Annotated in this window: 20 protein-coding genes; 4 read left to right on the forward strand and 16 right to left on the reverse strand. The window is 72.6% G+C overall.

Going from position 1 to position 25,284, the window contains the following annotated elements:
* The 16 genes from RB614_RS43180 to RB614_RS43255 form a co-directional block, all read right to left on the reverse strand.
* Nucleotides 1-1,641: helix-turn-helix domain-containing protein (locus RB614_RS43180; RefSeq protein WP_308712579.1), on the reverse strand; the 1,641-nt coding region annotated here is incomplete at its 3' end.
* Nucleotides 1,642-1,843: 202 nt separating this feature from the next.
* Entirely contained in the window at nt 1,844-2,734 is an 891-nt protein-coding gene (locus RB614_RS43185) for a JmjC domain-containing protein (protein ID WP_308718530.1), read from the reverse strand.
* Nucleotides 2,735-2,857: 123 nt separating this feature from the next.
* A complete protein-coding gene (locus RB614_RS43190; RefSeq protein WP_308718531.1) occupies nt 2,858-3,115 on the reverse strand; it encodes a hypothetical protein in 258 nt (85 codons plus the stop codon).
* Nucleotides 3,116-3,240: 125 nt separating this feature from the next.
* A complete protein-coding gene (locus tag RB614_RS43195) occupies nt 3,241-3,852 on the reverse strand; it encodes a GAF domain-containing protein (protein ID WP_308718532.1) in 612 nt (203 codons plus the stop codon).
* Nucleotides 3,852-4,691 carry a S8 family peptidase gene (locus RB614_RS43200; RefSeq protein WP_308718533.1) on the reverse strand — a complete coding sequence of 280 codons (840 nt, stop codon included), beginning with the start codon at nt 4,689-4,691 and terminating at the stop codon, nt 3,852-3,854. Before RB614_RS43200 ends, RB614_RS43195 begins: the two co-directional genes overlap by 1 nt.
* A gap of 22 nt (nt 4,692-4,713) precedes the next feature.
* Nucleotides 4,714-7,785, reverse strand: coding sequence for an adenylate/guanylate cyclase domain-containing protein (locus tag RB614_RS43205; protein ID WP_308718534.1), 3,072 nt, complete (start codon nt 7,783-7,785; stop codon nt 4,714-4,716).
* Between the two features lie 36 nt (nt 7,786-7,821).
* A complete protein-coding gene (locus RB614_RS43210) occupies nt 7,822-8,025 on the reverse strand; it encodes an aroma-sacti cluster domain-containing protein (RefSeq protein ID WP_308718535.1) in 204 nt (67 codons plus the stop codon).
* A complete protein-coding gene (locus RB614_RS43215; RefSeq protein ID WP_308718536.1) occupies nt 8,006-8,698 on the reverse strand; it encodes an iron-containing redox enzyme family protein in 693 nt (230 codons plus the stop codon). Before RB614_RS43215 ends, RB614_RS43210 begins: the two co-directional genes overlap by 20 nt.
* On the reverse strand, nt 8,695-9,780 hold the full coding sequence (locus RB614_RS43220) for a radical SAM protein (RefSeq protein WP_308718537.1): 1,086 nt from the start codon (nt 9,778-9,780) through the stop codon (nt 8,695-8,697). The genes RB614_RS43215 and RB614_RS43220 overlap by 4 nt, the downstream gene beginning before the upstream one ends.
* Nucleotides 9,781-9,782: 2 nt before the next feature.
* Complete coding sequence (locus tag RB614_RS43225) at nt 9,783-11,834, reverse strand: prolyl oligopeptidase family serine peptidase (RefSeq protein WP_308718538.1); 2,052 nt, start codon at nt 11,832-11,834, stop codon at nt 9,783-9,785.
* Nucleotides 11,824-13,197 (reverse strand): MFS transporter, encoded by a 1,374-nt coding sequence (locus RB614_RS43230; RefSeq protein WP_308718539.1) that lies wholly within the window; start codon nt 13,195-13,197, stop codon nt 11,824-11,826. The genes RB614_RS43225 and RB614_RS43230 overlap by 11 nt, the downstream gene beginning before the upstream one ends.
* Nucleotides 13,198-13,207: 10 nt before the next feature.
* Complete coding sequence (locus tag RB614_RS43235; protein WP_308718540.1) at nt 13,208-14,392, reverse strand: radical SAM protein; 1,185 nt, start codon at nt 14,390-14,392, stop codon at nt 13,208-13,210.
* A 106-nt stretch (nt 14,393-14,498) separates the two neighbouring features.
* Complete coding sequence (gene lanKC, locus RB614_RS43240; protein WP_308718541.1) at nt 14,499-16,976, reverse strand: class III lanthionine synthetase LanKC; 2,478 nt, start codon at nt 16,974-16,976, stop codon at nt 14,499-14,501.
* A gap of 64 nt (nt 16,977-17,040) precedes the next feature.
* Nucleotides 17,041-17,181 carry a hypothetical protein gene (locus tag RB614_RS43245; protein ID WP_308718542.1) on the reverse strand — a complete coding sequence of 47 codons (141 nt, stop codon included), beginning with the start codon at nt 17,179-17,181 and terminating at the stop codon, nt 17,041-17,043.
* 173 nt (nt 17,182-17,354) lie between these two features.
* Complete coding sequence (locus RB614_RS43250; RefSeq protein ID WP_308718543.1) at nt 17,355-18,143, reverse strand: hypothetical protein; 789 nt, start codon at nt 18,141-18,143, stop codon at nt 17,355-17,357.
* Between the two features lie 28 nt (nt 18,144-18,171).
* Entirely contained in the window at nt 18,172-18,975 is an 804-nt protein-coding gene (locus tag RB614_RS43255) for a hypothetical protein (protein WP_308718544.1), read from the reverse strand.
* Nucleotides 18,976-19,309: 334 nt separating this feature from the next.
* On the opposite strand from RB614_RS43255, the gene RB614_RS43260 reads away from it, so the two are divergent.
* From RB614_RS43260 to RB614_RS43275, 4 genes are all read left to right on the forward strand, one after another.
* Entirely contained in the window at nt 19,310-19,885 is a 576-nt protein-coding gene (locus RB614_RS43260; protein WP_308718545.1) for a hypothetical protein, read from the forward strand.
* Complete coding sequence (locus RB614_RS43265) at nt 19,882-20,934, forward strand: helix-turn-helix transcriptional regulator (RefSeq protein ID WP_308718546.1); 1,053 nt, start codon at nt 19,882-19,884, stop codon at nt 20,932-20,934. The genes RB614_RS43260 and RB614_RS43265 overlap by 4 nt, the downstream gene beginning before the upstream one ends.
* A 323-nt stretch (nt 20,935-21,257) precedes the next feature.
* Entirely contained in the window at nt 21,258-22,757 is a 1,500-nt protein-coding gene (locus tag RB614_RS43270) for a family 43 glycosylhydrolase (RefSeq protein WP_308718547.1), read from the forward strand.
* 268 nt (nt 22,758-23,025) lie between these two features.
* The coding region (locus RB614_RS43275; RefSeq protein ID WP_308718548.1) for an ATP-dependent Clp protease ATP-binding subunit at nt 23,026-25,284 on the forward strand (2,259 nt) is incomplete at its 3' end.

A 25,284-nucleotide genomic window follows, 5' to 3' on the forward strand; every position in this document is an offset into this window, starting at 1 on the left:
GCGGGTGATGTAGTCCTCGACGTGCTGGTCGATGGTGGCTAGGGCGTGGCGGAGGGTGGGTGGGGCTTGAGGCTGGTCGGCGGCGGTGAGTGGTCGTAGGAGTCGGTTGTGGAGTTTGGTGTAGAAGATCGCTAGGCGTTGCCCGTCGGGGGTCAGGGTGTAGGTGTGGGTGTGTTCGATCCGGTGGATTAGGCCGTTGGCGCGTAGCCGGCGCAGGTCGTAGGTCATCTGGCTGGTGCTGTAGCTGGTGCCGAGCAGCCGGGCGGTCAAGGCGCGAAGGCTGTTGTTGGTGATGCCGGTGACGGCGAACAGGTTCAGGCATAGGGCGCCGGTCAGGGCCATGACCCGAGGGTCGCCGAAGCGAAGCGCTGGGGCCCTCCTGCCGTCCTCGGTGAGGGTGGGCTGGGCGACCCGCTCGATGGCTGGGCTCGCCAGGACACAGCCCTGACCGACCCGGATAGTGTCCAACAGTCGGCGGTTGACGTCACGGGCCTTGACGACGAGTTCGTCGAGGTGTTCCAGGCGGCGCAGCACGCGCAGGTCGTAGGTGTCGTTGATGACGGTTTCGATACGCAGCGCGCGGCGGTCTTTGAGGTAGTACTTGATCCGCGAGTGGCGGTAGAAGGCATTGACGACGACGCCGTCGTTGTCCCGGTCGATCGCGGTGCGGAACACGCCGTGGGTGGTGGAGCGGACCTGCCGGTTGAAGATGATCTCCATGTTGTCGGGGCGGCCGATGTCCAGGTTGTCCGCGGCGAGGGCTTCGAAGAAGGCCCGAGCGTGGTGGGGTGCGCTGAACACGATGGTCTTGGCGACCTCGACCTGGCGCATGGAGATGTCCCACCAGTAGCCGGCCTGCCGGTCGGTGCCGGTGAACGGCAACGGCAGCCGGGCCCACCAGCGTTCGGCGAACACCGTAATGGTGCCGGGGCCGAGCCGGTCACAGATGTCCTGCAGCGCGGCGGGCTCGTCACAGGAGGCGAACCCGTTGGACAGTTCGGTGAAGCCGACACCCGCTGCGGTGGCTTGGCGTTTGGCCCACTCGTGCCCGTTGATCCAAATCTTGCCCGGGTAGGGAAAGTAGGCGCAGATCTTGATGAACGCCGGGCCGACCTGCTCGTCCCATAGGTAGAAGTAGTAGCAGGTGACCCGGCGTTCGACCCGTTGGTAGGAGAACCACACCGCGCCGGTCCCGGTTTCGGACTTGGTGCCGGTGAAGACTCGTTGGTATTCCTGCGCGACGCCGATCGCGGCGACCTGAGACCGGCCGGTGGCGGCGGCCTTGCGGATCAGCGGCATCATCTGATCGATCTTGCGTTCCGGCCACGGGCTGTCGGCCAGCACACCCGGTCTGCTGTTGTCCTTCTTCCCAGCAAAGCTGATGACCGGGATGTCGTTGGCCCGCGCGAACGACATCACGGCCCGGCGGAACGTCTGTCCCCGGCGTTCCAGCAACGCCGGTGATGGCACCGGCTTGCCCTCATGCTGGGTCAGGAAGCTGACCACCTGGCCGCCCACCATCAGGTTCGGCACGGACAAGGTGAGATAGACCCGGTCCAGGCAGTCGATCTCCAGCAGCTTGCGCCCGTCGAGTACGTCGTTGACCGTCACCGCGTTCGTTCTGGACACACGCGCTGCCATGACCGTGCACCTCCCGCAACCACATCCGTGGATGCGAGGATGCGACCACCGCGAGCGGCCCCACCAGGCCAATCACCCGTCTGGGCGGTCCGAGGCGAAGCCTCCCTCGTGCGGTGGCCACCAACGTTCACCGGGTGACCGGCGGCCTTCGGCCGCTGGTCACCCGGGCCGGCGAAGCCGGCAAAGGTTAGTGGCCAGCGCACTAGGGCTCGCGGCCCAGGGCCGCGGCGAGCTTTGGCTGGACCGGCACCGCCGGCGCGGTGACCGGGGTACGCACCCGGTCGAGGTCCACGTCGCCCCACTCCAGGACGGCGAGGCGGGCGGCCAGGGCGTCCCGGCGCTGGCGGAAGAGGGCGGCGTGGTCGACCGCGGCGAAGCGCGGCGGTACGGCCTCGCGCAGCGGCTCCACCTCCTTGGCCGCCTCGGCGAGCAGGCCGCAGAGCGCGGCGCCCCAGGTCGCGTCGTGCAGGCCGACCGAGAGGTGGGCCGACGCCTCGTCCGTGGTCACGCCGGCGTGCACGAAGCCGCGCGGGATGTAGAGGCAGTCGCCCGGGTGCAGGACGACGTCGAGGACGGGCTCGGTCTCGACGACCTCGAGGTCCCACTCGCTCGGCCACTGCCGCACCGGCCGGCGTACGCTCCACCGCTTCGAGCCGTACACCTGCCGGACCAGCACGCTGTCGGTGTCGTAGTGCGGTGCCACCCCGTACGCGTCGCGGGGCGTCAGGAACGCCGTGCACTCGACGTCGTACCCGGTCTCGTCGTGGATCGCGGCGGCGAAGTTGGCCACCTCGGGGCTGTAGATCTGCAGCTCCTCCAGCACCAGCGTGGCGCCGTCGCCAACGTAGCGGGCGACCGCGTCGCCGTCGACCAGGCGCTGCCGGCTGCGGCCGCAGTGCGCCCGTGACCGCGCCACGAGGTCGGACGGGAGCTCCTTGCCAGCCCGGAACATCCGCAGGGACGCCAGCGGAAGGCTGCCGTAGATCAGCTGCTGCGCCAGGCCGACCGAGAAGACGTCGTCGAAGTCACCGAGGTCGGTGCTGACGAACGGCTCCCGCTCCCACGCCGTTTCGAGCTGTTCGAGGTCGTTCACGAGTCGGAGTATCGTTTCCACCTGCGCCCCACAGAACTTGGTTGTTTCCTGGACTGATCTATCGGCGCGACCGTGCCCGGTTGGAGGTCCGGCTGAGCGCACCTCCAACCGGCGCGGCCTCGTTCAGTTGACCTTGCCGAACTGCACGCCGCAGGGAGCGGCGTCCTCGTCGTCCGTGTCCGCGCTGTGGGCGATGACGTCGCGCGGCGCCGCCGCCTGCTTGCCGAGCTGCACACCGCACGGAGCCGAGTCGTCGTCCGCACCGGCGCTGTGCGCGATCACGTCGCCCGGCGTGGCCGCCTGCTTGCCGAGCTGCACACCGCACGGAGCCGAGTCGTCGTCCGGACCCGCGCTGTGCTTTTCGATGTCGGGGTTGCTCACGAGCGTCTCCCATCACTCTCGCCTGTCGATGTCCTTACGACACCGTTGCGATTACCGTATGGGCGGCGGGTTTGCGGCTGGTATGCGCGCAGTTGCGGCGCGCACCGGTTCGGGTAGTCACTCCACTATGGACGCGACGTGGTGCGCAGGAAGTCGCGAAAGGCGTCGAGCAGCTGCCCGTGCGCCTCGACCGTGTCCAGCGCGGCGGCCGGCCGGCGCTCCATCTCCGCCCGCGCGGCGCGGCATTCGGCGATGACCCGCAACGCCACGGCCGCCTGCCGGGCGAAGAGGGCGAGCAGGTCGAGCTCGCCGAGGCTGGACCGCGACTGCGGCACCGGGTCGAGCACCTCCAGCACGCCGAGCACCGCCTCGTCGGCGATGAGCGGTGCGGCCATCAGCGACTGCGGGATGTACCGGGTGGCGGCCGCGAGGTCGTGGGCGAACATCGGGTTGGTCGCCAGGTCGTCGACGACCAGCGGTTCGCCGGACGCGGCCACCCAGCCTGCGATGCCGGTGTCCGCCGCGAACCTGGTGCCCACCAGGAACTCCTCGCCCTGACCGGATACCGCCTCGAACCTCAGCTCGCCGGTCTCGTCGTCGAGGATGAAGATGGAGCTGGCGGCCGCGCCGAAGATGGCCCGGGCCACATCCGTGATCGACTGGAGCAACTGTCTACCTCGGACGGTGAACAGGTCGCCGGCGGCGAGGTCGACCGCGGGTCCGGTGTCGTTTCTCATCAAGCACCTCGTTTCGTCACGGATACGTTGCCCGCGGCCAGATACAGCGCGGTCTTGAGCTGGAAGATCGTCAGTTCCGGATGGTTGGCGAGGGCGCGGGCGCAGAGGCCGGCGATCCTCGGCGTGGCGAAGCTGTTGCCGGTGCTCCGGATCGTGCCGCCGCCCGGCCATGCCACGGTGACGTTCTGCCCGTGGGCGAAGAACTCCACCGGCGGTTCGGGGTTGTACAGGTACAGCTCCGGATCCTCGATCTCGTGGCTGCCCACGGAGATGACCGAGGAGAACCGCCAGGGAAAGCTGACCACCTGCGCGTTGTGGGCGGAGGCGACGATGGCGGTACGGCGGAAGAACGCCTCGTCGGCGATCTCGTGCAGGTCCGCGGCGAAGCGCTGGCGGGTGGTCGAGAGGCTCAGGTTGACGACGTCGAAACCCTGCCGTATCGCCCAGCGCAGGCCCGCCAGCAGCACGTCGCCCGAGCCGGTGAAGCCTTCGCCGAGCACCCGGACGCTGTAGATGTCGGCGTCCGGGGCGACCTCGCGGATGATGCCGGCGCACGCCGTACCGTGCCCGCAGACGTCACCGCCGGCGGTCTCCTCGACCTGGAAGCCGTCGCCGGCCGGCACCACCACGTACGAGCCGCGCACCGGACCGACCAGGGGATGGTCCGGCTCCACACCGGAGTCGACGACGCAGACCTTGACGGTGCGCGAGGTCTGGCCGCCCCACAGCCAGTCCGCGGTCGCCCCGTCGCCCCACGACGCCGCCACCGGGATGTCGGCCGGGCCGCGCCCGCGCAGTCCCCAGCTCAACCGCGGACGGTCCGGATCCGATCCGGTCATGCCCTCACCTTCTGCCATACCCTCACACCCTCACCTGCTCACGCCCTTGCTCCGGGGGCCGTACGGCGTCCGCCCAGTCCATCCCGACCAGGTGGCCCTTCTCGGCGAAGAGCCGATGGGCCTCCCCCGCCGCCCGGGCGCCCCGTTCGGGCAGCCCGAGCGACCGGTACGTCTCGGCCAGGTCGAGCGCGGCCGTCCCGCGTACCACCGGCGAGTCGGTGCGCGCCGCCTCGGCCGCCGCCCGGGACGCGAGCCGCAGCGCGAGCCCGCGGTCGCCGGCGTGCGCGGCGAGGCGGGCCCGCAGCCCGTACACGTCGGCCGCGTCGGAGGGGGCCAGCTCGGCGCCCGCCGGGTCCAGCAGTCCCGCGGCTCCGGCCACGTCTCCGGCGCGCAGCAGCACCCGCGCCAGGTCGCGGACGGCACCGGCCAGCAGCGGGTCGTCCCCGTCGGCCCGGCCGGCGTCGACGGCCCGCCGCAACGAGCCGGCCGCGTCGTCGAGGCGGCCGGCCGCCACCTGTACCTGGGCGGTGAAGATCGGCAGGACGGACGCCGCCTCCGCGTAGTCGAGGTCGCGCGCGATCTCCTCGGCGGCGTGCAGGCAGGCGTACGCGTCGTCGATGCGGCGGCGCAGGGAGAGCAGGACCGCGAGCGGGCAGTTGAGCGCGAGCCGGACGACGCCGCCGGTGTCGCCGTACCGGGCGAGCAGCGCCGAGCACCGTTCGATGCCGCGCTCCGCCGGGATGGGGCCGAGCCAGAGCGAGATGCCCACCGCCCCGAGCGCGGCCGCCCGCTCCGGGTCCGCGCCGCCCCGCTCGCCGTGGTCGAGGGCGATGTCGAGCAGCCGCTGCGCCTCCCCGTGCCGGCCCAGGAACTGCTTCTCCTGCGCGATCCGCAGGTGTGCCCGGGCGAGGCCGAGGTCGTCGCCGGCGGCGCGGAACGTGGCGATCGACTCCCGGGCGACCCGGGCCGGTTGCGCCATGGCCGGGCCGGGGTCGAGCGTGGCGAGCTGGAGCCGGGCGTGCGCGGCCGCCTTCGGGTCGCCGGTCGCCGTCGCGGTCGCCAGCACCCGGCGGAGCAGGTCGGCCCCGTCCGCGGTCCGGCCCCGCGCGGCGCGTACCTCGCCGAGCCGCTGCGCCGCGGCCAGCCAGGCCGGCTCGCCCGGCGTGGCGAGCTCCGCCGCCCGGCCGAGCAGGTCTTCGGCCCAGGAGAGGTCGGCGCGCCGCTGGGCGTCGGCACCGGCCGCGGCCAGCAGGTCGGCGGCGCGGCGGCGGGTCGGCTCGTCGCGTACGCCGAGGTCGGCACGGTTGCGGTAGGAGCGCTCCAGGTGGCCGCCGATCACCGCCGCGGTCGCGCCGCTCGCGTCGAGGACCTCCGCGAGGCGCTCGTGTACGTCCGCGCGGACCCGCTTGGGCAGGGCGTGGTACGTCACCTCGTGGGTGAGCAGGCCGCGGAAGCGGTACGCGGTGGTGGCCCGCCCGCCCGTCCGCTCGACCAGGCGCCGCCGGCTCAGGCCGGCCAGTGGGACCGGGGCGCCCGCGTCCGGGTCGGCCAGCCGGGTCAGCGTCTCCAGGTCGAAGTCCCGCCCGACGACCGCCGCCAGGTCGAGCACCGCCCGCTCCCGCGGTGGCAGGGCGTCGATGCGCGCCGCGAGCAGTCCCTGCACGGTGAGCGGGAGCCCGTCCGGCGGCCCGCACTCGGCCAGTACGGCGAGAAGCTGTTCGAGCAGGAACGGGTTGCCCTCGGCCCGCCGCAGCGCCTCGGCGGTCGCCTCCGGCCGGCCGGCCTCGACGAGCTCGGCGGCGAGCGCCGCGGCGTGCTCGGCGGCGAGCGGCCCGAGCGTGATGCGGTCCACATCGGACCGTCGCTCCCAGCCGGTCCAGCGGTCCAGGATCTCCGGCCGGGTGAGGCAGGCGACGACGACCGGACTCTCCACCATGGAGCCGGCGAGCCAGGTCAAGACCTCCAGCAGCAACGGATCGGCCCAGTGGCAGTCGTCGACCGCGATCGCGACCGGGTGGCTGGCGGCGAGGCGCCGGACGACCGCGGCGACGGCGGCGCAGGTGTCCGCGACCGACGGCGCCGGTGTGCCGTGCACGAACAGGCCACTGTGGAGCAGTGCGAGGGCCGCCGCCGCGTCCCGCTCGACCGCCGCCCGCGCCGACTCGACCTCCAGCAGCTGGCCGAGCGCCTCGGCGAGCGGCGCGAGGGTTCCCTGGTCGCGGTACGCGCGGCAGCGGCCGAACCCGAACCGGGTCCCGCCCTCGTCGGTGCGCTGCCACTGGCGTACCAGCCTGGTCTTGCCCAGCCCGGCCTCGCCGGTGACCAGGACCAGCCGGCCGCCGCTTCCGCCCGCCGCGTCGGCCGCGATCCGGCGCAGCCCGGCCAGCTCCGCCGCCCGCCCCACGAACGGCAGGTCGAAGCGGCGTACCAGCTCGGGGTCGTCCGGGCTGACGCCGAGCAGCCGGTAGGCCGGGACCGGCGCGTCCTTTCCCTTGAGGACCAGCGGCCCGACCGGCTCGGTGTCCAGCGATCCGCCGGCCGCCAGCCGGGTCTGCGCGCCGACCAGGACCGCGCCGGGCGGTGCGTTCTGCTCCAGCCGCGCCGCGACGTTGACCACTTCGCCGGAGACCAGCGCCTGGCGTACCGAGGCGTCGCCGGACGCGACGACCTCACCGGTGTTCACCCCGATCCGGACCGCGAGCCGGACGCCGTACGCGGCTTCGAGGTCCACATTGAACGTGTCGAGGGCGCCGACCATGTCCAGTGCGGCGCTCGCTCCCCGCCGGGCGTCGTCCTCGTGCATCACCGGTACGCCGAAGACCGCCATCACCGCGTCCCCGATGAACTTCTCCACGGTGCCGCCGTGCGCCTCGATGCACCGGCTCATCAACCCGAAGTACCGCAGTGTGATCGCGCGCAGCGTCTCCGGGTCCAGCCGGTCGGAGAGCGCGGTGGAGCCGACGAGGTCGCAGAAGACGACCGTGACCACCTTGCGGGTCTCGCCGGCTCCCGCCACCGAGCCGCTCGGCGCGCCGCAGGTCGGGCAGAACCGGGCACCCTCGGGGAGCGCGCCGGCGCACGTGGTACACCGCATCGCGATCGCCCCTTCTCGTACCGCGGGCCGGCCGGGTCAGAACAGCGCCGCGCCCGCGATGACGCTGTGCGCCTGGACGTCCGGCGCCATCGCGTCCAGCCGTCCCTTGATGTCGACCAGGAGCGCGACCTCCGCCGGGGAGAGCGCGGCGAAGACCGCACGCTCCTGCTCGCTGAACGCGGCGACCGGAAACCCGGCGGCCAGCAGCGCGGAGAGCGGTTCAGGCGGTTGGGCGGTCATCGCTGCCTCCAAGGCGGGTGTACAGGTCGACCAGCGTCTCTACTGTGGACAGAGCGCTGACGTTCACGGCGGTCGTGTGCCACGCGGTCAGCGGCAGCTCGTCGAGGAGCCGGTCGATGGCGGCGCTGTGGTCGAGGTCGAGGACGGCGTGGTGGCGTACCGTCCGGAACGCCGCGTCCGGCAGGCCGGTGGCGGCGGCCAGGTGCTCCGCCAGCAGCGGCGAGGGCGCGTTCCCCTCCAGGACGGCGACGTAGCCGAGCAGGCCGACGGGATGGTGGTGGTGGATCCAGTAGTACTGGGCGCCGACCATCCGGGCGACCGCCACGTCGGGCAGCGCCCGCCGCACCGTTTCCGGGTCGACGCCGACCGCCGCCAGGTCGGCCAGGAGCCACTCGTCGTGGTCCCGCTCCTCGGCGATGTGCTCCTCCAGGTACTCGCGGAGCCGCCGTTCCAGGGCACCGCTGCTCTCCGTGCAGCGGCGCGCGGCCGCCTCCATGAGCGGTACCGAGGCGCGGATCACCGCGTACATGGCCGCCAGGTACGCCGGGTAGCGCTCGGTCAGCCCGGACGGGCGCCACAGCCGGGCGGCGGCGCCGCGCAGTGCCGGCGCGACCAGGTCCAGCGTCACGCGCATGGCGGTCGGGCCGTCCGTCCACGCCACCGGCGCGCTCATCGGGACGGTTCCCGGTCGCGGTCGAGGTCGACGAGGTCGGCGTACGGCGCGCAGCCGTAGCGGCGGACCAGGGCGGTGGGCCCGGCGTCGGCCTGGCCGTGGGCGGCCTGCCGGTCCAGCAGCGCACCGCCCGGGCCGGCGGCGTTGGCGCGGGCCCAGGCGAGCACTTCCGGCCGGCGGCCGAGGCGCTCGCACGTACCGCAGTAGTCGGCGGCCGGCCACCCCCCGTCCGCCGCCACCCGGGCGTCCAGCCCGCGCGGCCCCAGCGTCCGGAGCATCCGGAGCACGGGCGAGGAGCGGGTGCGTTCACGTACCGCGGGCCAGCCGTCCACTGTGGCGTGTCCGAGGCGCAGGTGCTCCGGCCGCGCGACGCCGTCGACCACGTTCTGGTTGCAGCACGCGGTGATGGTGCCGTCGTCGGTCACGACCGGCCAGGCGGCCATGGCGCACGGCTCGGCGGCCGCGGCGCCCGGCGCCGGGATGGCCGGCGACGCCCAGGAGGCCGCGCGCCCGGTCGCCCGCAGGCCGGTGACGAGCATGGGCACCTGGGTACCGAAGCAGCGGCGCACGTCCGCCGTGGCGTCGGCGAGGTAGGGGTCGTCCGGGCCGGCCCCGACGACGTGCAGGCTGACGGCGACGCCCAGTTCGATCAGCTCGCGCAGGACCCGGAAGACGCTCGCCCGCGGGACCTCCCGTTCGTGATAGGCGTCGAGGCTGATCGAGAAGTGGTCGACGGCGGCCGCCACCCGCCGTACCGGTGCCGGGATCCGCGCGGCGGTGGCGAAGAAGGCGCCGGTGAGCACGGCGGTCCGGGTGCCGGCCGAGCGCGCCGCGGCGGCCAGCTCGGTCACGAGGGCGGGGCGGAGCAGCGGTTCGCCGCCGGTCAGCACCGCGACGGCCGGGTGACTGTCCACTGTGAACGTGTCGAAGAAGCGCCGCAGGACGCCGGCGTCGGCGTGCGGCGCGGACATCGTCGACATCGTGGCGCAGTGCGCGCACCGCAGCGGGCAGCGCCGGGTCAGCATGACCAGCACGCCCTCGCCGACCAGGGGGCGCGCCGCGACGATCTCCGCGAGCCGCATGCTCAGCCTCCCCCGACCCCGACCCGGTCGTACAGGAACGCGAGCAGGTCGGCGAGGAGACCGACCTGGCTCGACGTGGCGCGGGCACCGTGCCCGACGCCGCGTTCCAGCCGGAACAGCACCGGCTCCCCGCTCGTGCTGGCGTCCCGCAGCGCCGCGCACATCTTGCGGGCGTGCAGCGGGTCGACCCGGCTGTCGCCGTCGAAGACCATGAACAGCGCGGCGGGATAGCGGCGCCCGGCGCGCACGTGGTGGTACGGCGAGTAGGACATGAGCCAGCCGCGCTGCTCCGGGTCGGCCGCGGTGCCGTACTCCTCGACCCAGCTCGGGCCGAGGCCGGACTCCTCGTACCGGGCCATGTCCAGCAGCGGTGCCACGCAGACGACCGCCGCGTACTTCTCCGGATGCTGGGTCAGGGCGGCGCCGACCAGCAGCCCGCCGTTGGACGAGCCCCAGATGCCCAGCCGCGCGGGCGTGGTCCAGCCCTGCGCGGTCAGGTGGTCGGCCGCGGCGTGGAAGTCGTCGAACGTGTTCTGCTTCCGCGCCCGCATCCCGGCGCGGTGCCACGCCTCGCCCTCCTCGCCGCCGCCGCGCAGGTTCGCCAGGGCGTAGACCCCGCCGGCCGCCACCCAGGCGACGATCTCCGGCGCGTAGGCCGGTGTCATCGACACCCCGAAGCCCCCGTAGCCGGTCAGGATCGCCGGCCTGGGCCGGTCCGGGCGGTCGCCGGGCGGGGCGAAGACGAACATCCGCACGGGCGTCCCGTCGCGCGACGGGTAGACCACCTGCCGGGCCGTGATCTCCGCGCCGGTTGCAGGCTCCGCGGGGGCGGCGGCTCCCGGCGGGTCCCACCGCTCGACGGCACCGGTACCGGCGTCGAACCGGTACACGACCGGGCTCGCGGTGAAGGTGCTGAAGACGAACCAGGCCTCGCCGCCGGCCGACGCGGCGGCCCGGAGCCGGCCGATCGACCCGAGCCCGGGTACCGGTGGCGTCGCGAGCCGCCGGCCGTCCGCGAGGTCGTGCACGGTGATCTCGCCGACCGCGTGCCGGGTCCAGGCGAGCAGGAGGAGCGGCCGGGCGAGCCGCGGGTCGTCGAGGACGGCGAAGTCCTCCAGTACCGCCTCGGGGTCCTCGCCGACGAGGTCCACCCAGGTCTCCGGCGTCGGGTTGCCGGGCGTCGTCACCGCGAGCCGCCCGCGCCCGGCGTCGAGGTCGGTCAGCACGTAGCAGGCGCCGTCGGCCCCGGTCCCCGGCCTGATGTGCAGGCTGGTACGGGCGTCGACCCCCTCCTGGACGGCCGTGAACACCGGCTTGCCCGGGTCGGTGGCCGCGAGGTCGGCGATCCAGACGTCCTTGCGCGGCGACGTGCCGGCCGAGGCGGTGAGCACGAGCCACCGGCCGTCGGCGGCGATGGCGACCGTGTAGTGCTGCGTCTTGTCCCGCCCGTCGCCGAAGATCTGGGTGTCGTCGGCGGGCGGCGTGCCGAGCGTGTGCAGGTAGACGCGGCGGTGGTACTGCTCCTCGCCGGGGTTCAGGGCCGGGTCGAGCCGGCGTACGTAGTAGAAGCCGGTGCCGTCGGGGAGCCAGGCGACGGTGGTCCGCCGGACCCGGTCGATGGGCCCGTCGACGACCGCACCGGTGTCGACGTCGAGGACGTACAGGCTGGAGTGCTCGGTGCCGCCGCCGGCCACCTGGTACGCCAGCAGCCGCCCGTCCCACGCCGGCTCCCAGGCCTCCAGCGTGGTGCCGCCGGCCGGGTCCGTCCACAGGGGATCGAACAGGACCCGGACCTCGCCGCCGGGCTCGACGACCTCGACGACCGGGTGCTCGCCGCCGGGGCGGAGCACCGACCGGAAGAGCCGCCCGCCGGCCGGCCGGGGTGCCGAGGCGGAGCCGCGGTCCGCGCAGAGCCGCCGCAGGCTCCCGGTGAACCGCCCGCGTGCCGTCCACGTCCGCGCGGCCCGGGCAAACTCGGCGTCCCGCCGCCCGACCCAGCTCACGGTCTCCGGGCTCGACGGGTCCTCCAGCCACCGGTACCGGTCATCGTCCACGGGGGCGCCAATCGTTCGTGCCGGGCCACTGCCAGTGGGCGACCACGTCGTACGCGTCCTCGGGGAGCCGGTCCGGGACCACCCAGTCCACATCGGGCTCCACATCGGACGGTGGATCCGGTTCCCGGTCGGGGATGGACGCGAGCGCGCGGGTCGACTGGAGCGGCACCCAGCTCGCGGCGGTCAGCACGGCCATCGCCAGGGCCAGGATCAGCCAGCCGCGGGCCGCCCCGAACACCTCGTGCAGCGCGCCGGCGCTGATCGGCCCCAGCGCCGACAGGCCCATCATCAGGACGCTCGTCGTGGCGGTGACCCGGCCGACGAGGGGTCGGGGCGTCCGGCTCAGCAGCGCGTGCCCCACCACCACGCCGGCCGTCGGCGAGAGCAGCATGAGCGCGAAGAGCGAGACCGCGACCAGCCACGGCGAGGAGTGCAGCCCGAACGTCGCGAGCACGACCGTCCAGGCGACGCCCATGCCGAGCAGGATCGCCGGGATGCTCATCCGCCGGCACAGCACCGGCGCGAGCAGCGAGCCGACGACCGCGCTCACCCCGATGCAGGACAGGATCAGGCCGATGTGCCCACCGGAGAGGCCCTGCGACCGGAGGTCGAGGATCACCAGCACTTCGAGCGTGGCGGAGACCAGGTTGATGACGCTCGCGAAGACCAGCACCGAGAGCAGGCTCCGCTCGCTCAGCAGCCAGCGGATGCCCGCGGTCAGCCCGCCCCGTTCGGCGGCCTCGGCCGGTGCCGAGCGGCGCACCGCCACCCGGCGCAGCAGCAGCGCCGAGATGCCGTACGACGCGGCGTCCAAGGCGAAGGGCAGCATCGGGTCCACCGCGAAGAGCGCGCCGCCGGCGGCCGGGCCCACCAGGTTCGTCAGGGCCATCACGCTCTGGCTGAGCCCGAGCGCCTCGGGAAGCTGGGACGGCGTGACCACGTCCCGGATGAGGACGTTGACGGCCGGGCCGAACAGCGCGGCGGCCACGCCCTCCACGAGGGCGACCGCGAGCAGGTGCGGGTAGTGCGGACCGCCCCAGATCACCGACGCCGGGATGCTGGCCAGGGCGGCCAGCCGCACCAGGTCCGAGACGATCATGACGGTACGCGGGTTCCACTGGTCGACCAGGTGGCCGGCCGGCAGCCGAAACCCCAGCCGGGTCGCCAGCGAGACCGTGGCGATCGAGCCCGCCTGCACCGCGCTGCCGCCCAGGCTCAGCACCAGGAGCGGAAACGCCAGCGTCGACATCGTCGCGCCGAGGCTGGAGGTCAGGTCGGCGGCGGCCACCCGCCGGAAGTTCCGGTTGCCGCGCACGACCTGTGGCACCGAGGCCAGGCCGCGCGCCACCCATCGGGGCGCCATTCCCCCGCTCCTACAGCCGGTTCGTGGCGTGGAGGTAGTCGAGCACCCGCGCGTCGACCCGGTCCTGGAAGGCGGACATCGCCTCCGCGTCCGCGTGCCGGTACTCGTACCCGCAGGTGACCCAGCGGTCGCGGACCTGCGCCACGTCGCGGTACCCGGACTCGAGCGTGCCGACGTCCCAGCCGCGCTTGCCGGCCGACTGCCAGCAGCTGTACAGCGTGCCGTCCGCGTTGACCACCGCGCCGTACCGGCCGCCCGGCTCGGAGCAGATCTGGCAGGTCGTCTTCATGCTCGGCAGGGCGACCCGGAACCCGGCCTCGGCCGCCGCGATCGACCAGCTGACGAACGCCTCGGCCACCTCGTCGGCGAGCCCCAGGTCGTTGCCGTACCCGACGCCCGAGTCGCCGACCCAGGCGAACACCACCGTGCAGCGGCTGGGGTCCAGGCGCCCGTCGAGCTGGTCGAACAGCTCGCCGATCCGCGGGAAGCTGTGGTGCGAGACGTTCACCCGCAGGTTCCAGAGGAAGTCGGTGACCTCGCTGGCGCGCCCGACGTTGCGCACGATCGTGTCGAACGTGGCGCCGCCGTTGTGCCGGACCCGGGTCCGGTCGTGGTCCTCCCGGCTGCCGTCGAACGTGATCTGGATCCCCCGCAGGCCGGCCCCGGCGAGCTCGGTCGCGAGCGGCGGGGTGAGCAGCACGCCGTTCGTGATCATCGTGGCGTGGTCGAGCCCGAGCGCCGCCGACCGGCGCAGCAGCGAAAGGCACGCCTTCGGGTTGAGCAGCGGCTCACCGCCGAACAGCAGCAGGTGGAGCTTGTCCAGCTCGGCCTCGGCCATCCGGCCGGCGGTGAACTCCATGATCCGTTCGATCGTCCGCTCGGAGAGCCGTTCCCGGTCCACCCGCAGCGGCCGGAACCCGCCCTTCGGGTCCTGCTCCACGTTCTGGAAGCAGTAGCCGCAACCCAGGTTGCACGCGGTGCTGGTGAGGACGGTCAGGGAGAAGGACTTCGGGGTGCGGGGCCGGTACGCGCCGTTGTCCCGGAGGAACTCGTCCACGTCCGCCCGCACCGTACCGTCGGCCGCGACGTGCTCCGGCTTCAGCAGGGTCCAGGTCTGGTTTCCGATGAACCACCACCCTCGCGAACTCTTGACGAGGCGTGGAGCGTCGACTTCGTCGAGCCGAGTGCCGATCATGATCTCTCCTGTAGTCGAACATCGCGCCCGACAACGACGTTATGAACGGCGGGTTTGCGAACGGTATGCGCTCAGTTGGCGACCGGACCGCCACACCGCGCGCCGCTCAGCCGGTGAACAGCACCGGCAGCGGGAAGGCGCCACCGGCGAGGGCGGCCCGCACCGCGGAGAGCACCCCGGCGGCGCCGGTGGCGAGGTCGGCGGAGAACCGGCGGAGCCGCGCGCCGGGGATCAGCAGCGCGCCGTCGCGGTGTACAGCGTGCATGCCGAGCAGCCGGAGTTGCGGCAGCGCCTCCGCCGCGGCATCGGCTCCGGCCAGCCGGGCCAGCGTCGCGATCATCCCGGCGCGCCCCCGGAACAGGCCCGGCTCGCGCAGGAACGGCGGCTGGCAGGTCCACCGCACCGCGCGGACGAACCCGGCCAGCTCGGGGTCCTCCCGGTGGACCAGGTACTCCCGGGCCACGAGGGCGATCCCGCCGCTGCCCCCGTCGAGGTACGCGAGGTGGCGCGATCCGCGGCGCACGTAGCGGCCGCCGTCGCCGCCCAGCCGGACGCAGTGGCCGAGCTCGTGCGCCAGCGCCCGGCGGCAGGAGCGCAGATGGTGCTCGTCGCCGGTGAGCCGGTGCAGGCGCAGGTGCAGCAGGGCGGCCCCGCTCATGCCGCGCAGCAGGCCCGCGGTGGCCGGCAGGGAGAGCCCGCCGGCGGCGCCGTCGCGGACCAGCGCGTCCAGCCGCGCCGCGGTCCGTCCGGCGTCCTCGACGAGCGACTCGTCGCCGGTGACGGCGGCGAAGTGCAGCCAGGTCAAGGCGATCCCGGCCCGGCCGGAGTGCAGGTCGGGGCCGGGCGCCGGGGTGGCGTCGCGGCACTGGGCGAGCAGCTCCAGCGCCTGCTCGTACCGGCCCAGCTCCGCCAGCACCGCGGCCACGCCGGAGAGCCCGTCGAGCAGGCCGAGGCGGGGCGCGGGGGCGCGGCGGGCGCGGTCGGCCGCGGTCACCAGCCACTCGACGTGCTCGGCCGGGAGCGGCTCCCCCGCCCGGTGCAACGCGAGCAGCACGCCGGCGGCCCCGTGCGCGACCGCCGCGCCCTGCCCGTCGAAGACCGCGGGATCGCCGGGGAAGAGCCGGTCGGCGCGGTCGGGGGTGGCGGAGCGCAGGATGCCGGCCACGAGCTGGTCGCGGATGGCGGTCCAGTCCGGCGTCCGGGCGCCGAAGAGCTCCGGGACCGCGGGTACGCCCGAGCCGCCCCCGGTCCCGTCGCCGAACCGCTCCCGGGCCGCGGCCTCCAATGTGGACTCCTTGGCCGGGTCGAGCCGGATCAGTTCGCCCAGGGGCAGCAGCAGTGCCAGCCGCAGGCGGCGCAGCGCGAGCCGGTCCGCCGCGAACCGGCTCGCCGCGTCGGCTGGGCGGCCGGGGGTGGCGGCGTACTCGAAGTCGACCAGCGCCACGGAGCCGTCCGGGCGCACGATGACGTTGCCGGCGTGCAGGTCGCCGAAGCTGACGCCGCGGCCGTGCAGCGCGTCCAGGGCGCGGGAGACCGCGTCGACGACCTTGTCGACCCAGCTCGCGTACCCGGCGAAGTGATCGGGCGGCGCGGTCCGCAGCCGCAGCGGGTTGCGGTCGAGGGCGGCGCTGTGCAGGCTCTCGCCCTCGACGTACTCCTCGACGAGGAACTCGTGCTCCCACGCCCGTGCCAGGCCGACGAGCCGCGGCACGCAGTCCAGCCCGGCCAGTGCGGTGAGGATCCGGTGCTCGTGGCGGAGCCGGGCGACCGCGTCGCTGCCGGTGCCGTCCAGCCCGCTGTGCGGACGGGCCTCGCGCAGCACCACCTTCGCGCCGGTCTCCCGGTGCGCGGCCAGGTAGACACCGCCCGCGTTGGTGAAGGAGAGCGGCTTCAGCACCCGGTACGGCAGGTCCAGCGCGCCGATGGCGGACCGGGCGGCCAGGTGCGGGCGGAGCACCTCCGGCGGCTGCACCCACGCGGGTACGCGGAACGCCGGCGACCGGTCGTCGGGGACCGGCCGCCCGTCCGGGCCGGCCAGGGCGCGTACCCGGCGGCCGTCCGCGCGCACGCACCACTGCTCGGTGAACGCGCCGTACCGCACGAAGACCGGCCCGGGTCCGATCCGCAGGTCGCCGAGGATGTACGGCCCCGGACGCCCGTCCAGTGCCGCGGTGAGCGCGGCGAGCAGCTCACCCAGCTCCGGCTCCCCCGCCGGGTAGATGGTGACGAACTTGCCGCTGCTCCCCCGCCGCGCGTACTTGGCGTTCGCGACCAGCAGCGCGGTCCGGCTGCGCAGGAACTTGAACGGGACCCGGCGTTCCAGGCAGATGCCCGCCGCCACGTCCAGGGTCTGCTCCGCCTGCTCCGGTACCGCCGAGATGTGGATCTTCCAGCCCTGCGCCGGCAGCCGGTCGTCCGCGGGGCGGAGCTGGGTCCAGAATTCCGCGCGCCGCCGCCGCCATCCCGCCGGCGGGTCCGCCCCGTCCAGCCGGAAGCGGGTCGGCGCGTCGGCCAGCCGCTCCGGGAGCTCGTAGTAGTCCGGGTCGCTGAGCGAAAACATCTCGGCGTCGTGCACGGAGAGCATGGCCGGTACTCCTGATCGTCGTCGACGAGGCGGGCGCTCTCCGTGCGCGCCGCGATGGGCGGTCTCAGACCTCCATGCAGAGCGGGCTGCAGGAGTGCGCCTCCACATCGGACTCGTCGCCGTCGGGCTGCTGGAGGTCCAGCACCGAGCCGGGTCGTTCGACGTCGGTTTCGGTTTCGGGGGTCTGGTCGACGTGCTCGGCCATGGGGCCTCCTCGGTCCGGGGGACCGCCCGCGGCGATCCCGGGGGGTGGCGGCGCGGCCGCCGCTGGTCGTCACGGTAGGAAGGCCGGGTACAGCACCGGTTTGCGTCCGGCAGGTTCCGAGTAGGCGAGGATCGGCCGCCCGCCGATGTCGAGGCCGCGCCGCCTGGCCATCGCTACGCTCCGCGGGACTGGCGCAGCTGCGGCAGCGCCCGGAGGGCGACGGCCCGGCTGGTGTTCCGGGTGGCCTGTGCCTTGACCGCCTCCCGGTCCAGCCGCGGCCCGACCAGCTTGCCGCGGTAGTACGTCTCCACCCCGTAGCCGGTGTCCCCGTTGTACGCGACGCAGGTGTACTGGATCTCGGTGGAGACGGGGCGGCCGTTGTCGTCGCGTTCGGTGACGGTTCGTTCGGTGCACCCCGGCACGAGCTTGGCGACGACCGCCTCGTAGCCGCGGATGAGCTGGTCGAGCAGGTCGGTGACGGGGAAGCCCATCTTCGCGAAGCCGACCATCGCGATCGAGTAGATCTCGCCCATCAGCATGCCGATCCGGTCGGCCGCGGCGAGGTCCTGTACGGCGTCGAAGTAGGCGGTCGACAGGGTGGCGCAGCTGACCGCGTCGAGGGCGAAGATCGGGAGGGTGAAGTCGTCCATGTTGTCGATCTGCCCGACCAGCGTGGTGGCCGCTTCGGTGCAGGCGCGGACGTCGGCGCTGGCGATCGCGTCGATGTGGTTGAGGATCTCCTGCTTCGCGCCGTTGACGGCGGCGATGATCTCCTGCTTGGCGCGTTCCAGGTCGCCGCCACCGCCTCCGCCACCGCCGAAGAGGTGCTGCACCACGGCGACGGCCACGTTCACCCAGGTCGCCGTCGGGTCCGCCGCCCGCGCCTGCTGGGCGGTGCCACCCACCGCGAGCACGACCGCGGTACTGGCGGCGACGAGACCGCTGATCAGCTTCTTTCTCACCTGTCTGTCCCTTCTGGACGGGTTGGGGTCAGTAGCCACGCAGGGCGAGGACCTGGAGGGCCTTCTCGGCCAGTTCCCGGGCCGTGCCCGCCATGGTCAGTTGCCGGACGAGGCCGTGGTCGAGCGTGCCGGGGATCTCCGGACCGCCGTTGATCGTGTACGTCGGGTTGCCACTCGTGTACTGGATTCCCTGGACGGTCTTGCCGTCGAACTGGCACGTGTAGGTGTACCGGCCCGGGTTGGGTTGAGCGGTCTCCGTGCAGTGCGGCTGCATCCTCTCGACGAGGTGATCGAGCCCCTGCCGGTAGTCGACGAGCCGGGTCCGGGGGTCGAAGACCTTGAGCCTCGCCTCGGTCGTCTCCAGCAGTGGATACAGCGTGATCATGGAGTAGCCGACCGCGTTCAGATCGCCGTCCGAGCTCACCGTGTCGATATGCGACTTGGCCGAATGGGCGGCGGGAAGGACGATCCCCAGTAGCACGGCGGCCGTGGCGTCGTACCGCAGGTAATGCACGCTCGTCGCCGCGGCTTCCGCCTTCGACCTCAGCTCGTTGACAAGCCCGTTGTCCAGCCGCGCGAGGAGGTCGGCCTTGACCCCGTTGACGGCGCCGATCACCTGGTTGACCAGTTCGTAGATCTCGGCCGGGGTCAGCACGCCATCGGAGAACTTGTCGAGCAGGCTGCCGAGAAGGTCGACGGCGGCGTCCCAGTACTGCGCCCACACGTCCGCCGGCGGTTCCTCCGCCCGCGCCGGTGCCGCGGTCGCCGACACGGTCACGGCGCAGCCCAGAATGGCCGCCACGACCGCGCGCAACAGTTTGACTTTTCTCAAATCGGTCCTCCTCGAACCGCGGGCCCGGCACACGTGCCGGCCGGCGTGAAACGACACCCGGGTATCGGCAGGTGCGATATTCGAATCGCGGTCGGCGGCGGTCAAGGAATCGACGGCCGGCTTTTCGAAACCGGCGCGGTCGTGCGTCATGGCGCAGCGGTCGGCAGCGGGTTGACGCATTTCGCACGGTCGGGTCCCCGGCGACCGCGACTCCCGGCCAGGCTTGCGTGATCACGCAGACTTGGACACGAATCGGCAACTAATCAGTGACCGTCCAGATGGCGGTTGGTTGCATGATCTGCGCACGCGGTTGTGAAGCGATGGGGAGGCAATGATGGCGAGCTTTGGCCGTGCGCGGTTGGCCATCGCGGGGATGGTCGGGCTCCTGCTCGTCGGCGTGGCGGTGCCGGCGCCCGCCCGGGCGGTAGCGCCGGCCGGGCAACGGAGCTCCGGCGGCCCGCCGACGCCGGCCGGCGAGGAGGCACTGCCGCCGCCGCAGTGCCCGACCGGTGCGATCACCGGCTACGTCGTCGGCACGGACTCCAACGGCGACGAGACGCGGTTGATCACCGGCTGGATCCAGCACTGTGCCGAGGCCGGCAGGGGCTTCGTCGTCATCCAGTACTTCCCCGGGCTGGGGCTCGGGCGCACGTATCTGGGGCGGGCCGAGTCGCCGGCCGCGTTCCAGGTCCCCGCCTTGGACGGCGCCGGTGGCGCGCTCGGTCCGCTGACCGTCGCATGCCTGAGCTTCACCGTCACGAGCCGGTTGGCCTGCGTCGAGGTCGACCCCGGCGGTCCGGGGCAGCCGCCGGGCGTCGCGCCGATCCCGACCGACGATCCCCGGGTCCTCGTCCGGGTGTCGCAGATGCCGCCGGAGACGACCGATCCGACGTGCGGCACCTGCGTATGACCACGGCGCGGAAGCAGCCGCCGCCCGCGCCGGTACCGACGCTGGCCAGTCGGGGGGCCTCACCCGACGCGGACCTCGTCTACCGCCGGCTGGTCATCTTCGGCCGGGCTCCGGCGGCCGCGCTGGCGCACGAGCTCGGGTTGCCGCGCCGGCGGCTCAACCGGGCGCTGGACGAGCTGGCCTCGCTCGGCGCCGCCGTCCCCCGCCGTTCAGCCGCCCAACGCGGCCTCACCTGGACGCCGACGCCGGCCGCCGAGATCGGGGCGCAGCCGCACCGCGAAGGCCCGCGACCGCACGCCGAGCGGCACCCGCTGGCACCGCCGCCGCCCGTCACGGAGCTGGCCGAGCAGGCGGCGCGGCTCGGGGACGGGCTGCGCCACCTGCGGACCCGGGCGCTCACCCGCAGCCGGCTGGCCGAGCTCGTGGCGGTCGCCCGCCACGAGCACCTGGCGATGAACCCCGAGCCGGTCTTCGACGCCGAGGCGGCCCGGCAGGGCGTCGCCATGGACCGCACGATGCTGGAGCGGGGCGTCGCCATGCGGGTGCTCGGTGTCCACGCGGCCAGCCCCGACCCGATGGCCGCGCACGGCCGCACGGCGGCCGACGCACGGCCGGCCTACCACCGGTCGCCGAGCGTACCCATGAAGCTGCTCGTGGTGGACCGGAAGATCGCGCTGTTTCCGGTCACGCCGAGCGACTACGACCGCGGCTACCTGGAGGTCACCCAGCCACCGGTCGTGGCCGCGCTGGTGACCCTCTTCGAACAGCACTGGGCGGCGAGCCGCGCCGCGGAGGAGCACACCATGTCGCAGATCGCGCTCGACCCGCGCGAGCAGGCGTTGATAGCCCTGCTGGCACAGGGCCACACGGACGTCACCGCGGCCCGGGAGCTAAGCATCAGCACCCGGTCCGTCTCCACGATCGTCCGCGGCCTGATGGACCGCTTCGGCGTCGAAAACCGCTTCCAGCTCGGCATCGCCCTCGGCGCCATGCACGCCATCACCCCGCCGGCCAAGCCCGAACCCGCACCGCCCACCGACGGCGCGTAGGAGCCACTCCCGCTCCACGGTCTGTGATCGAAGCTCCCCTCACGTCGTTCTAGCGACGTGAGGGGAGCTTCGATCACAGACAATCCCCCCTTGCGCACTCACTAACATCGATGCATGCTGATTGCAGCGCTGCAAGCGGGATCACGGACAACCTCATACTGGTACGTCCAGCAGGCGACCCGGGCACCCGCCTGCGCGATCCATCGGTGCGCTCCCAGGGTGATGTTAACGCTAACAAGGTGGCCTGACACCACCGCGCCCTCAGATGTCGAAGTCCCCCGCGCGGGTGTGCCCGCCGGCGCACCACGGAAAGGAGATCTCGGATGAACGGAGCTGGGCGACGCCCGGTGCGCTGGCGGCGGTCGTTGGCGGCGACGGTGGCCGGTGCGGTGGTGGCCGTGTCAGCCGTGGCGGTGACGTACTCCGCGGCGTACGCGGTCACGATCGATCCGAACGCCTGGTACCAGGTCGTGTCCCGACACAGCGGACTGGCGTTGGGCATCGCCGGGGGCTCGACCGCCGACCAGGCCGGCCTGGTGCAGACCGCTCGCGCCAGCCAGGCGAGCCAGCAGTTCCAGTTCGTCGCCTCGGGCGGCGGCTACTACCGGGTCAAGGCCCGGCACAGCGGCAAGGTCCTGGACGTGTACGACTTCTCCACCGCCGACGGGGCGAACGTCGTGCAGTGGAGCGACCTCAACGGCGCGAACCAGCAGTGGTCGGTGACGGACAGCATCTCCGGGTACGTCAAGCTGGTCAACCGCAACAGCGGCAAGGCACTGGACGTCTGGGAGTGGTCCACATCGGACGGTGGCCGGATCTCCCAGTACACCGACACCGGCGGGACCAACCAGCAATGGCAACTCGTCAACGCCGGCACCGGCACGCCCACCGCCACACCCACGACGCGCCAGCCCGGCACACCGCCGGCGTCGTACCCGAACCCGGGCCGCGTCACCGGCTCCACCGGCGCCCACGACCCCGCCGTGGTCAAGGCGGCCAACGGGACGTACATCGTCGTCACGACCGGCGACAACCTGCCGATCAAGACGTCCACCGACCGGACGGCATGGCAGAACGCCGGTGTCGTCTGGCCCAACGGGGCCTCCTGGACCACGCCGTACACCAACGGCGGCCGCAGCCTCTGGGCGCCCGACATCTCGTACCGCAACGGCCAGTTCTATCTCTACTACTCGGCCTCCACCTTCGGCTCGCAGCGGTCGGCGATCTTCCTGGCCACCAGCCCGACCGGCGCCGCCGGATCGTGGACCAACCAGGGGCTCGTCATCGAGAGCAGCTCGTCGGTGAACTACAACGCGATCGACCCGAACCTCGTCGTCGACGACGCCGGCCAGTGGTGGCTCAGCTTCGGCTCGTTCTGGACCGGCATCAAGATGATCCGCCTCGACCCCGGCACCGGTCGCAGGTCCACATCGGACACGGCCGTGCGCGCCGTCGCACAGCGCACCACCGCCGGCGGGGCGGTCGAGGCACCGTTCATCTACAAGCACGGGTCGTACTACTACATGTTCGTCTCCTTCGACCGCTGCTGCCAGGGCGCCTCCAGCACGTACCGCGTCATGGTCGGCCGCTCGACGTCGGTCACCGGCCCGTACACCGACCGAGACGGGGTCGCCATGACCGCGGGCGGCGGCACCGAGATCCTGGCCGGGCACGGCTCGATCCACGGCCCGGGTCACCAGGCGGTGCTCGGTGACAGCGACGGCGATGTGCTCTTCTACCACTACTACGCGGACAGCGGCGCCTCCTTCCTCGGCATCAACCTCATCGGCTGGGACGCCGCCAACTGGCCCTACGTCTACTGAGCGGCACACACGTTCCGGCCCGGGTCGGCCAAGGCCCGGGCCGGAACAGCCCATCCCGACGAGCCGCCGCCGTCGTTTCCGCACAAGACAGCCGGGGCCGACGCTTCCTGGCATCGGCGCGGACGTCCCGCCGTGGCCCGGCGCCTCGACCACGCCGCACGATCCGGCTCGCGTTCAGCAGTAGTGAGACGGGCGCTGGGCGGGTAGGAGGTCGACAGCCGCGTGGGCGGCACGCGGCAGGTCGGGCGAAGGTTGGGACGTGAGGAGCATGTTCGACCGGTTGACCGTCCCGGCGCGGCGGGTGATCGTCGCCGCGGAGCAGGAGGCCCGGAGCCTCAACCACCCGCGGATCGGCACGGAGCACCTGCTGCTCGGGCTCCTCGCCGAACGCGAGGAGGCGGCGGGCCAGGTGCTCCGGAGCGCCGGCCTCTCCACGAAGGCGCTGCGGCAGGCCGTCGCGGAGCTGGTCGGCCACCTGCCGGAGGCGCCGTCCGGCGACGCGGCCTTCACGCCTCGGGCGACGAGGGTGCTGGAGCTGGCGTTCCACGAGGCGTTGGACCTCGGGCACGACCACATCGGCACCGAACACCTGCTGCTGGGGCTGATCCGGGAAGGGCGGTGCACGGCCGTCCAACTGTTGCTGGTGCTCGGCGCGGACCCCACCTGGATCCGGGCCCAGCTGCTGCGGCTGCTGGCGGCACTGGACGACGAGCCGTTCCCCGCCATGGCCGGCACCGCGCGGACCGGCGCGCGGCGATCGGATGCCTCGGCGTTGGACGAGTTCGGGCGCAATCTGACCCAGGTCGCACGGGAGGGCCGGCTCGATCCGGTCATCGGGCGGGACGGCGAGATCGAGCGGGTACTGCAGGTGCTGTCCCGCCGTACCAAGAACAACCCGGTCCTGATCGGCGAGCCCGGCGTGGGCAAGACCGCGGTCGTCGAGGAGCTGGCGCGGCGGATCGCCGCCGGCCGGGTGCCGGGCCCGCTGGCCGGCACCCAGATCTACGCCCTGGACCTGGCCGCGGTGCTGGCCGGCTCGCGATACCGCGGGGACTTCGAAGAGCGCATGACCCGGGTACTGCGGGAGGTCGGCGCCCGGGACGACGTCATCCTGTTCATCGACGAGATGCACCAGATGGTGGGCGCCGGCGCGGTCGAGGGCTCCATCGACGCCGCGTCCATGCTCAAACCGATCCTGGCCCGAGGGCAGGTGCGGGTCATCGGCGCCGCCACCGCCGACGACCACCGCCGGCATCTGCGTGCGGACGCCGCGCTGGAACGGCGCTTCCAACCGATCCAGGTCGGCGAGCCGGGCCTCACGGACGCGATCGAGATGCTCAAAGGGCTGCGCGGCCGGTACGAGACCTACCACCACGTCTCGTTCACCGACGCGGCCCTGGTCGCCGCGGCCACTCTCGCCGACCGGTACATCTCCGACCGCTACCTGCCGGACAAGGCGATCGACCTGATCGACGAGGCCGGCGCGCGCATGCGGATCCAGGGGCTGAGCGAGTCCGGGCACGCGGTGGTCGAGGAGAACCAGATCGCCGAGGTGCTGGCGAACTGGACGGGTATCCCGGTGTACAAGTTGACCGAGGAGGAGACGTCCCGGCTGTTGCGGATGGAGGACGAGCTGCACAAGCGGGTCGTCGGCCAGGAGGATGCGGTCAAGGCGGTGTCGAAGGCGATCCGGCGTACACGGGCTGGGTTGAAGGATCCGAAGCGGCCGTCGGGTTCGTTCATCTTCGCTGGTCCGTCGGGGGTGGGTAAGACCGAGTTGTCCAAGGCTCTGGCGGAGTTCTTGTTCGGCAGCGAGGATGCGTTGATCCAGTTGGACATGTCGGAGTTCCACGATCGGTACACGGTGTCGCGTCTGGTTGGTGCCCCGCCCGGGTATGTCGGCTATGACGAGGGTGGTCAGTTGACCGAGAAGGTGCGGCGGCGGCCGTTCTCGGTGGTGTTGTTCGACGAGATCGAGAAGGCGCACCCGGATGTGTTCAACACCCTGCTTCAGATCTTGGAGGATGGGCGGTTGACGGATGGTCAGGGGCGGATCGTCGACTTCAAGAACACGGTGATCATCTTGACGACGAACTTGGGTACTCGGGATGTAGCCAAGGCGGTCAGTTTGGGGTTCCAGGCGTCGGAGGACTCGGAGTCGAACTACGAGCGGATGAAGCAGAAGGTCAACGATGAGTTGAAGCAGCATTTCCGGCCGGAGTTCTTGAACCGGATCGATGACACGATCGTGTTCCATCAGTTGCAGCAGGCGGAGATCTTGGAGATCGTGGATATCATGATCGCTCGGATCGAGACGCAGTTGCGGAACAAGGACATGTCGATGGAGTTGACCGACAGTGCCAAGCGGTATCTGGCGGTGAAGGGGTTCGATCCGGTGTTGGGTGCGCGGCCGTTGCGTCGTACGATCCAGCGGGATATCGAGGACAACCTGTCCGAGCGGATCCTGTTCAACGAGCTCAAGCCGGGTCAGATCGTCGTGGTCGACTGCGAAGGCGACCCCGCCGAC

Origin of the sequence: Phytohabitans maris, from assembly GCF_031085175.1 — a bacterium.
GTDB lineage: Bacteria > Actinomycetota > Actinomycetes > Mycobacteriales > Micromonosporaceae > Phytohabitans > Phytohabitans maris.

What these genes read in the sequence shown, in the direction of transcription:
- RB614_RS43265 (WP_308718546.1), top strand. Translation starts at nt 19,882, where the DNA reads ATGACCACGGCGCGGAAGCAGCCGCCGCCCGCGCCGGTACCGACGCTG.
- RB614_RS43245 (WP_308718542.1), bottom strand. Translation starts at nt 17,181, where the DNA reads ATGGCCGAGCACGTCGACCAGACCCCCGAAACCGAAACCGACGTCGAA.
- RB614_RS43215 (WP_308718536.1), bottom strand. Translation starts at nt 8,698, where the DNA reads ATGAGCGCGCCGGTGGCGTGGACGGACGGCCCGACCGCCATGCGCGTG.
- RB614_RS43260 (WP_308718545.1), top strand. Translation starts at nt 19,310, where the DNA reads ATGGCGAGCTTTGGCCGTGCGCGGTTGGCCATCGCGGGGATGGTCGGG.
- RB614_RS43200 (WP_308718533.1), bottom strand. Translation starts at nt 4,691, where the DNA reads ATGACCGGATCGGATCCGGACCGTCCGCGGTTGAGCTGGGGACTGCGC.
- RB614_RS43195 (WP_308718532.1), bottom strand. Translation starts at nt 3,852, where the DNA reads ATGAGAAACGACACCGGACCCGCGGTCGACCTCGCCGCCGGCGACCTG.
- RB614_RS43220 (WP_308718537.1), bottom strand. Translation starts at nt 9,780, where the DNA reads ATGCGGCTCGCGGAGATCGTCGCGGCGCGCCCCCTGGTCGGCGAGGGC.
- RB614_RS43235 (WP_308718540.1), bottom strand. Translation starts at nt 14,392, where the DNA reads ATGATCGGCACTCGGCTCGACGAAGTCGACGCTCCACGCCTCGTCAAG.
- RB614_RS43270 (WP_308718547.1), top strand. Translation starts at nt 21,258, where the DNA reads ATGAACGGAGCTGGGCGACGCCCGGTGCGCTGGCGGCGGTCGTTGGCG.
- RB614_RS43230 (WP_308718539.1), bottom strand. Translation starts at nt 13,197, where the DNA reads ATGGCGCCCCGATGGGTGGCGCGCGGCCTGGCCTCGGTGCCACAGGTC.
- RB614_RS43210 (WP_308718535.1), bottom strand. Translation starts at nt 8,025, where the DNA reads ATGACCGCCCAACCGCCTGAACCGCTCTCCGCGCTGCTGGCCGCCGGG.
- lanKC (WP_308718541.1), bottom strand. Translation starts at nt 16,976, where the DNA reads ATGCTCTCCGTGCACGACGCCGAGATGTTTTCGCTCAGCGACCCGGAC.
- RB614_RS43205 (WP_308718534.1), bottom strand. Translation starts at nt 7,785, where the DNA reads ATGCGGTGTACCACGTGCGCCGGCGCGCTCCCCGAGGGTGCCCGGTTC.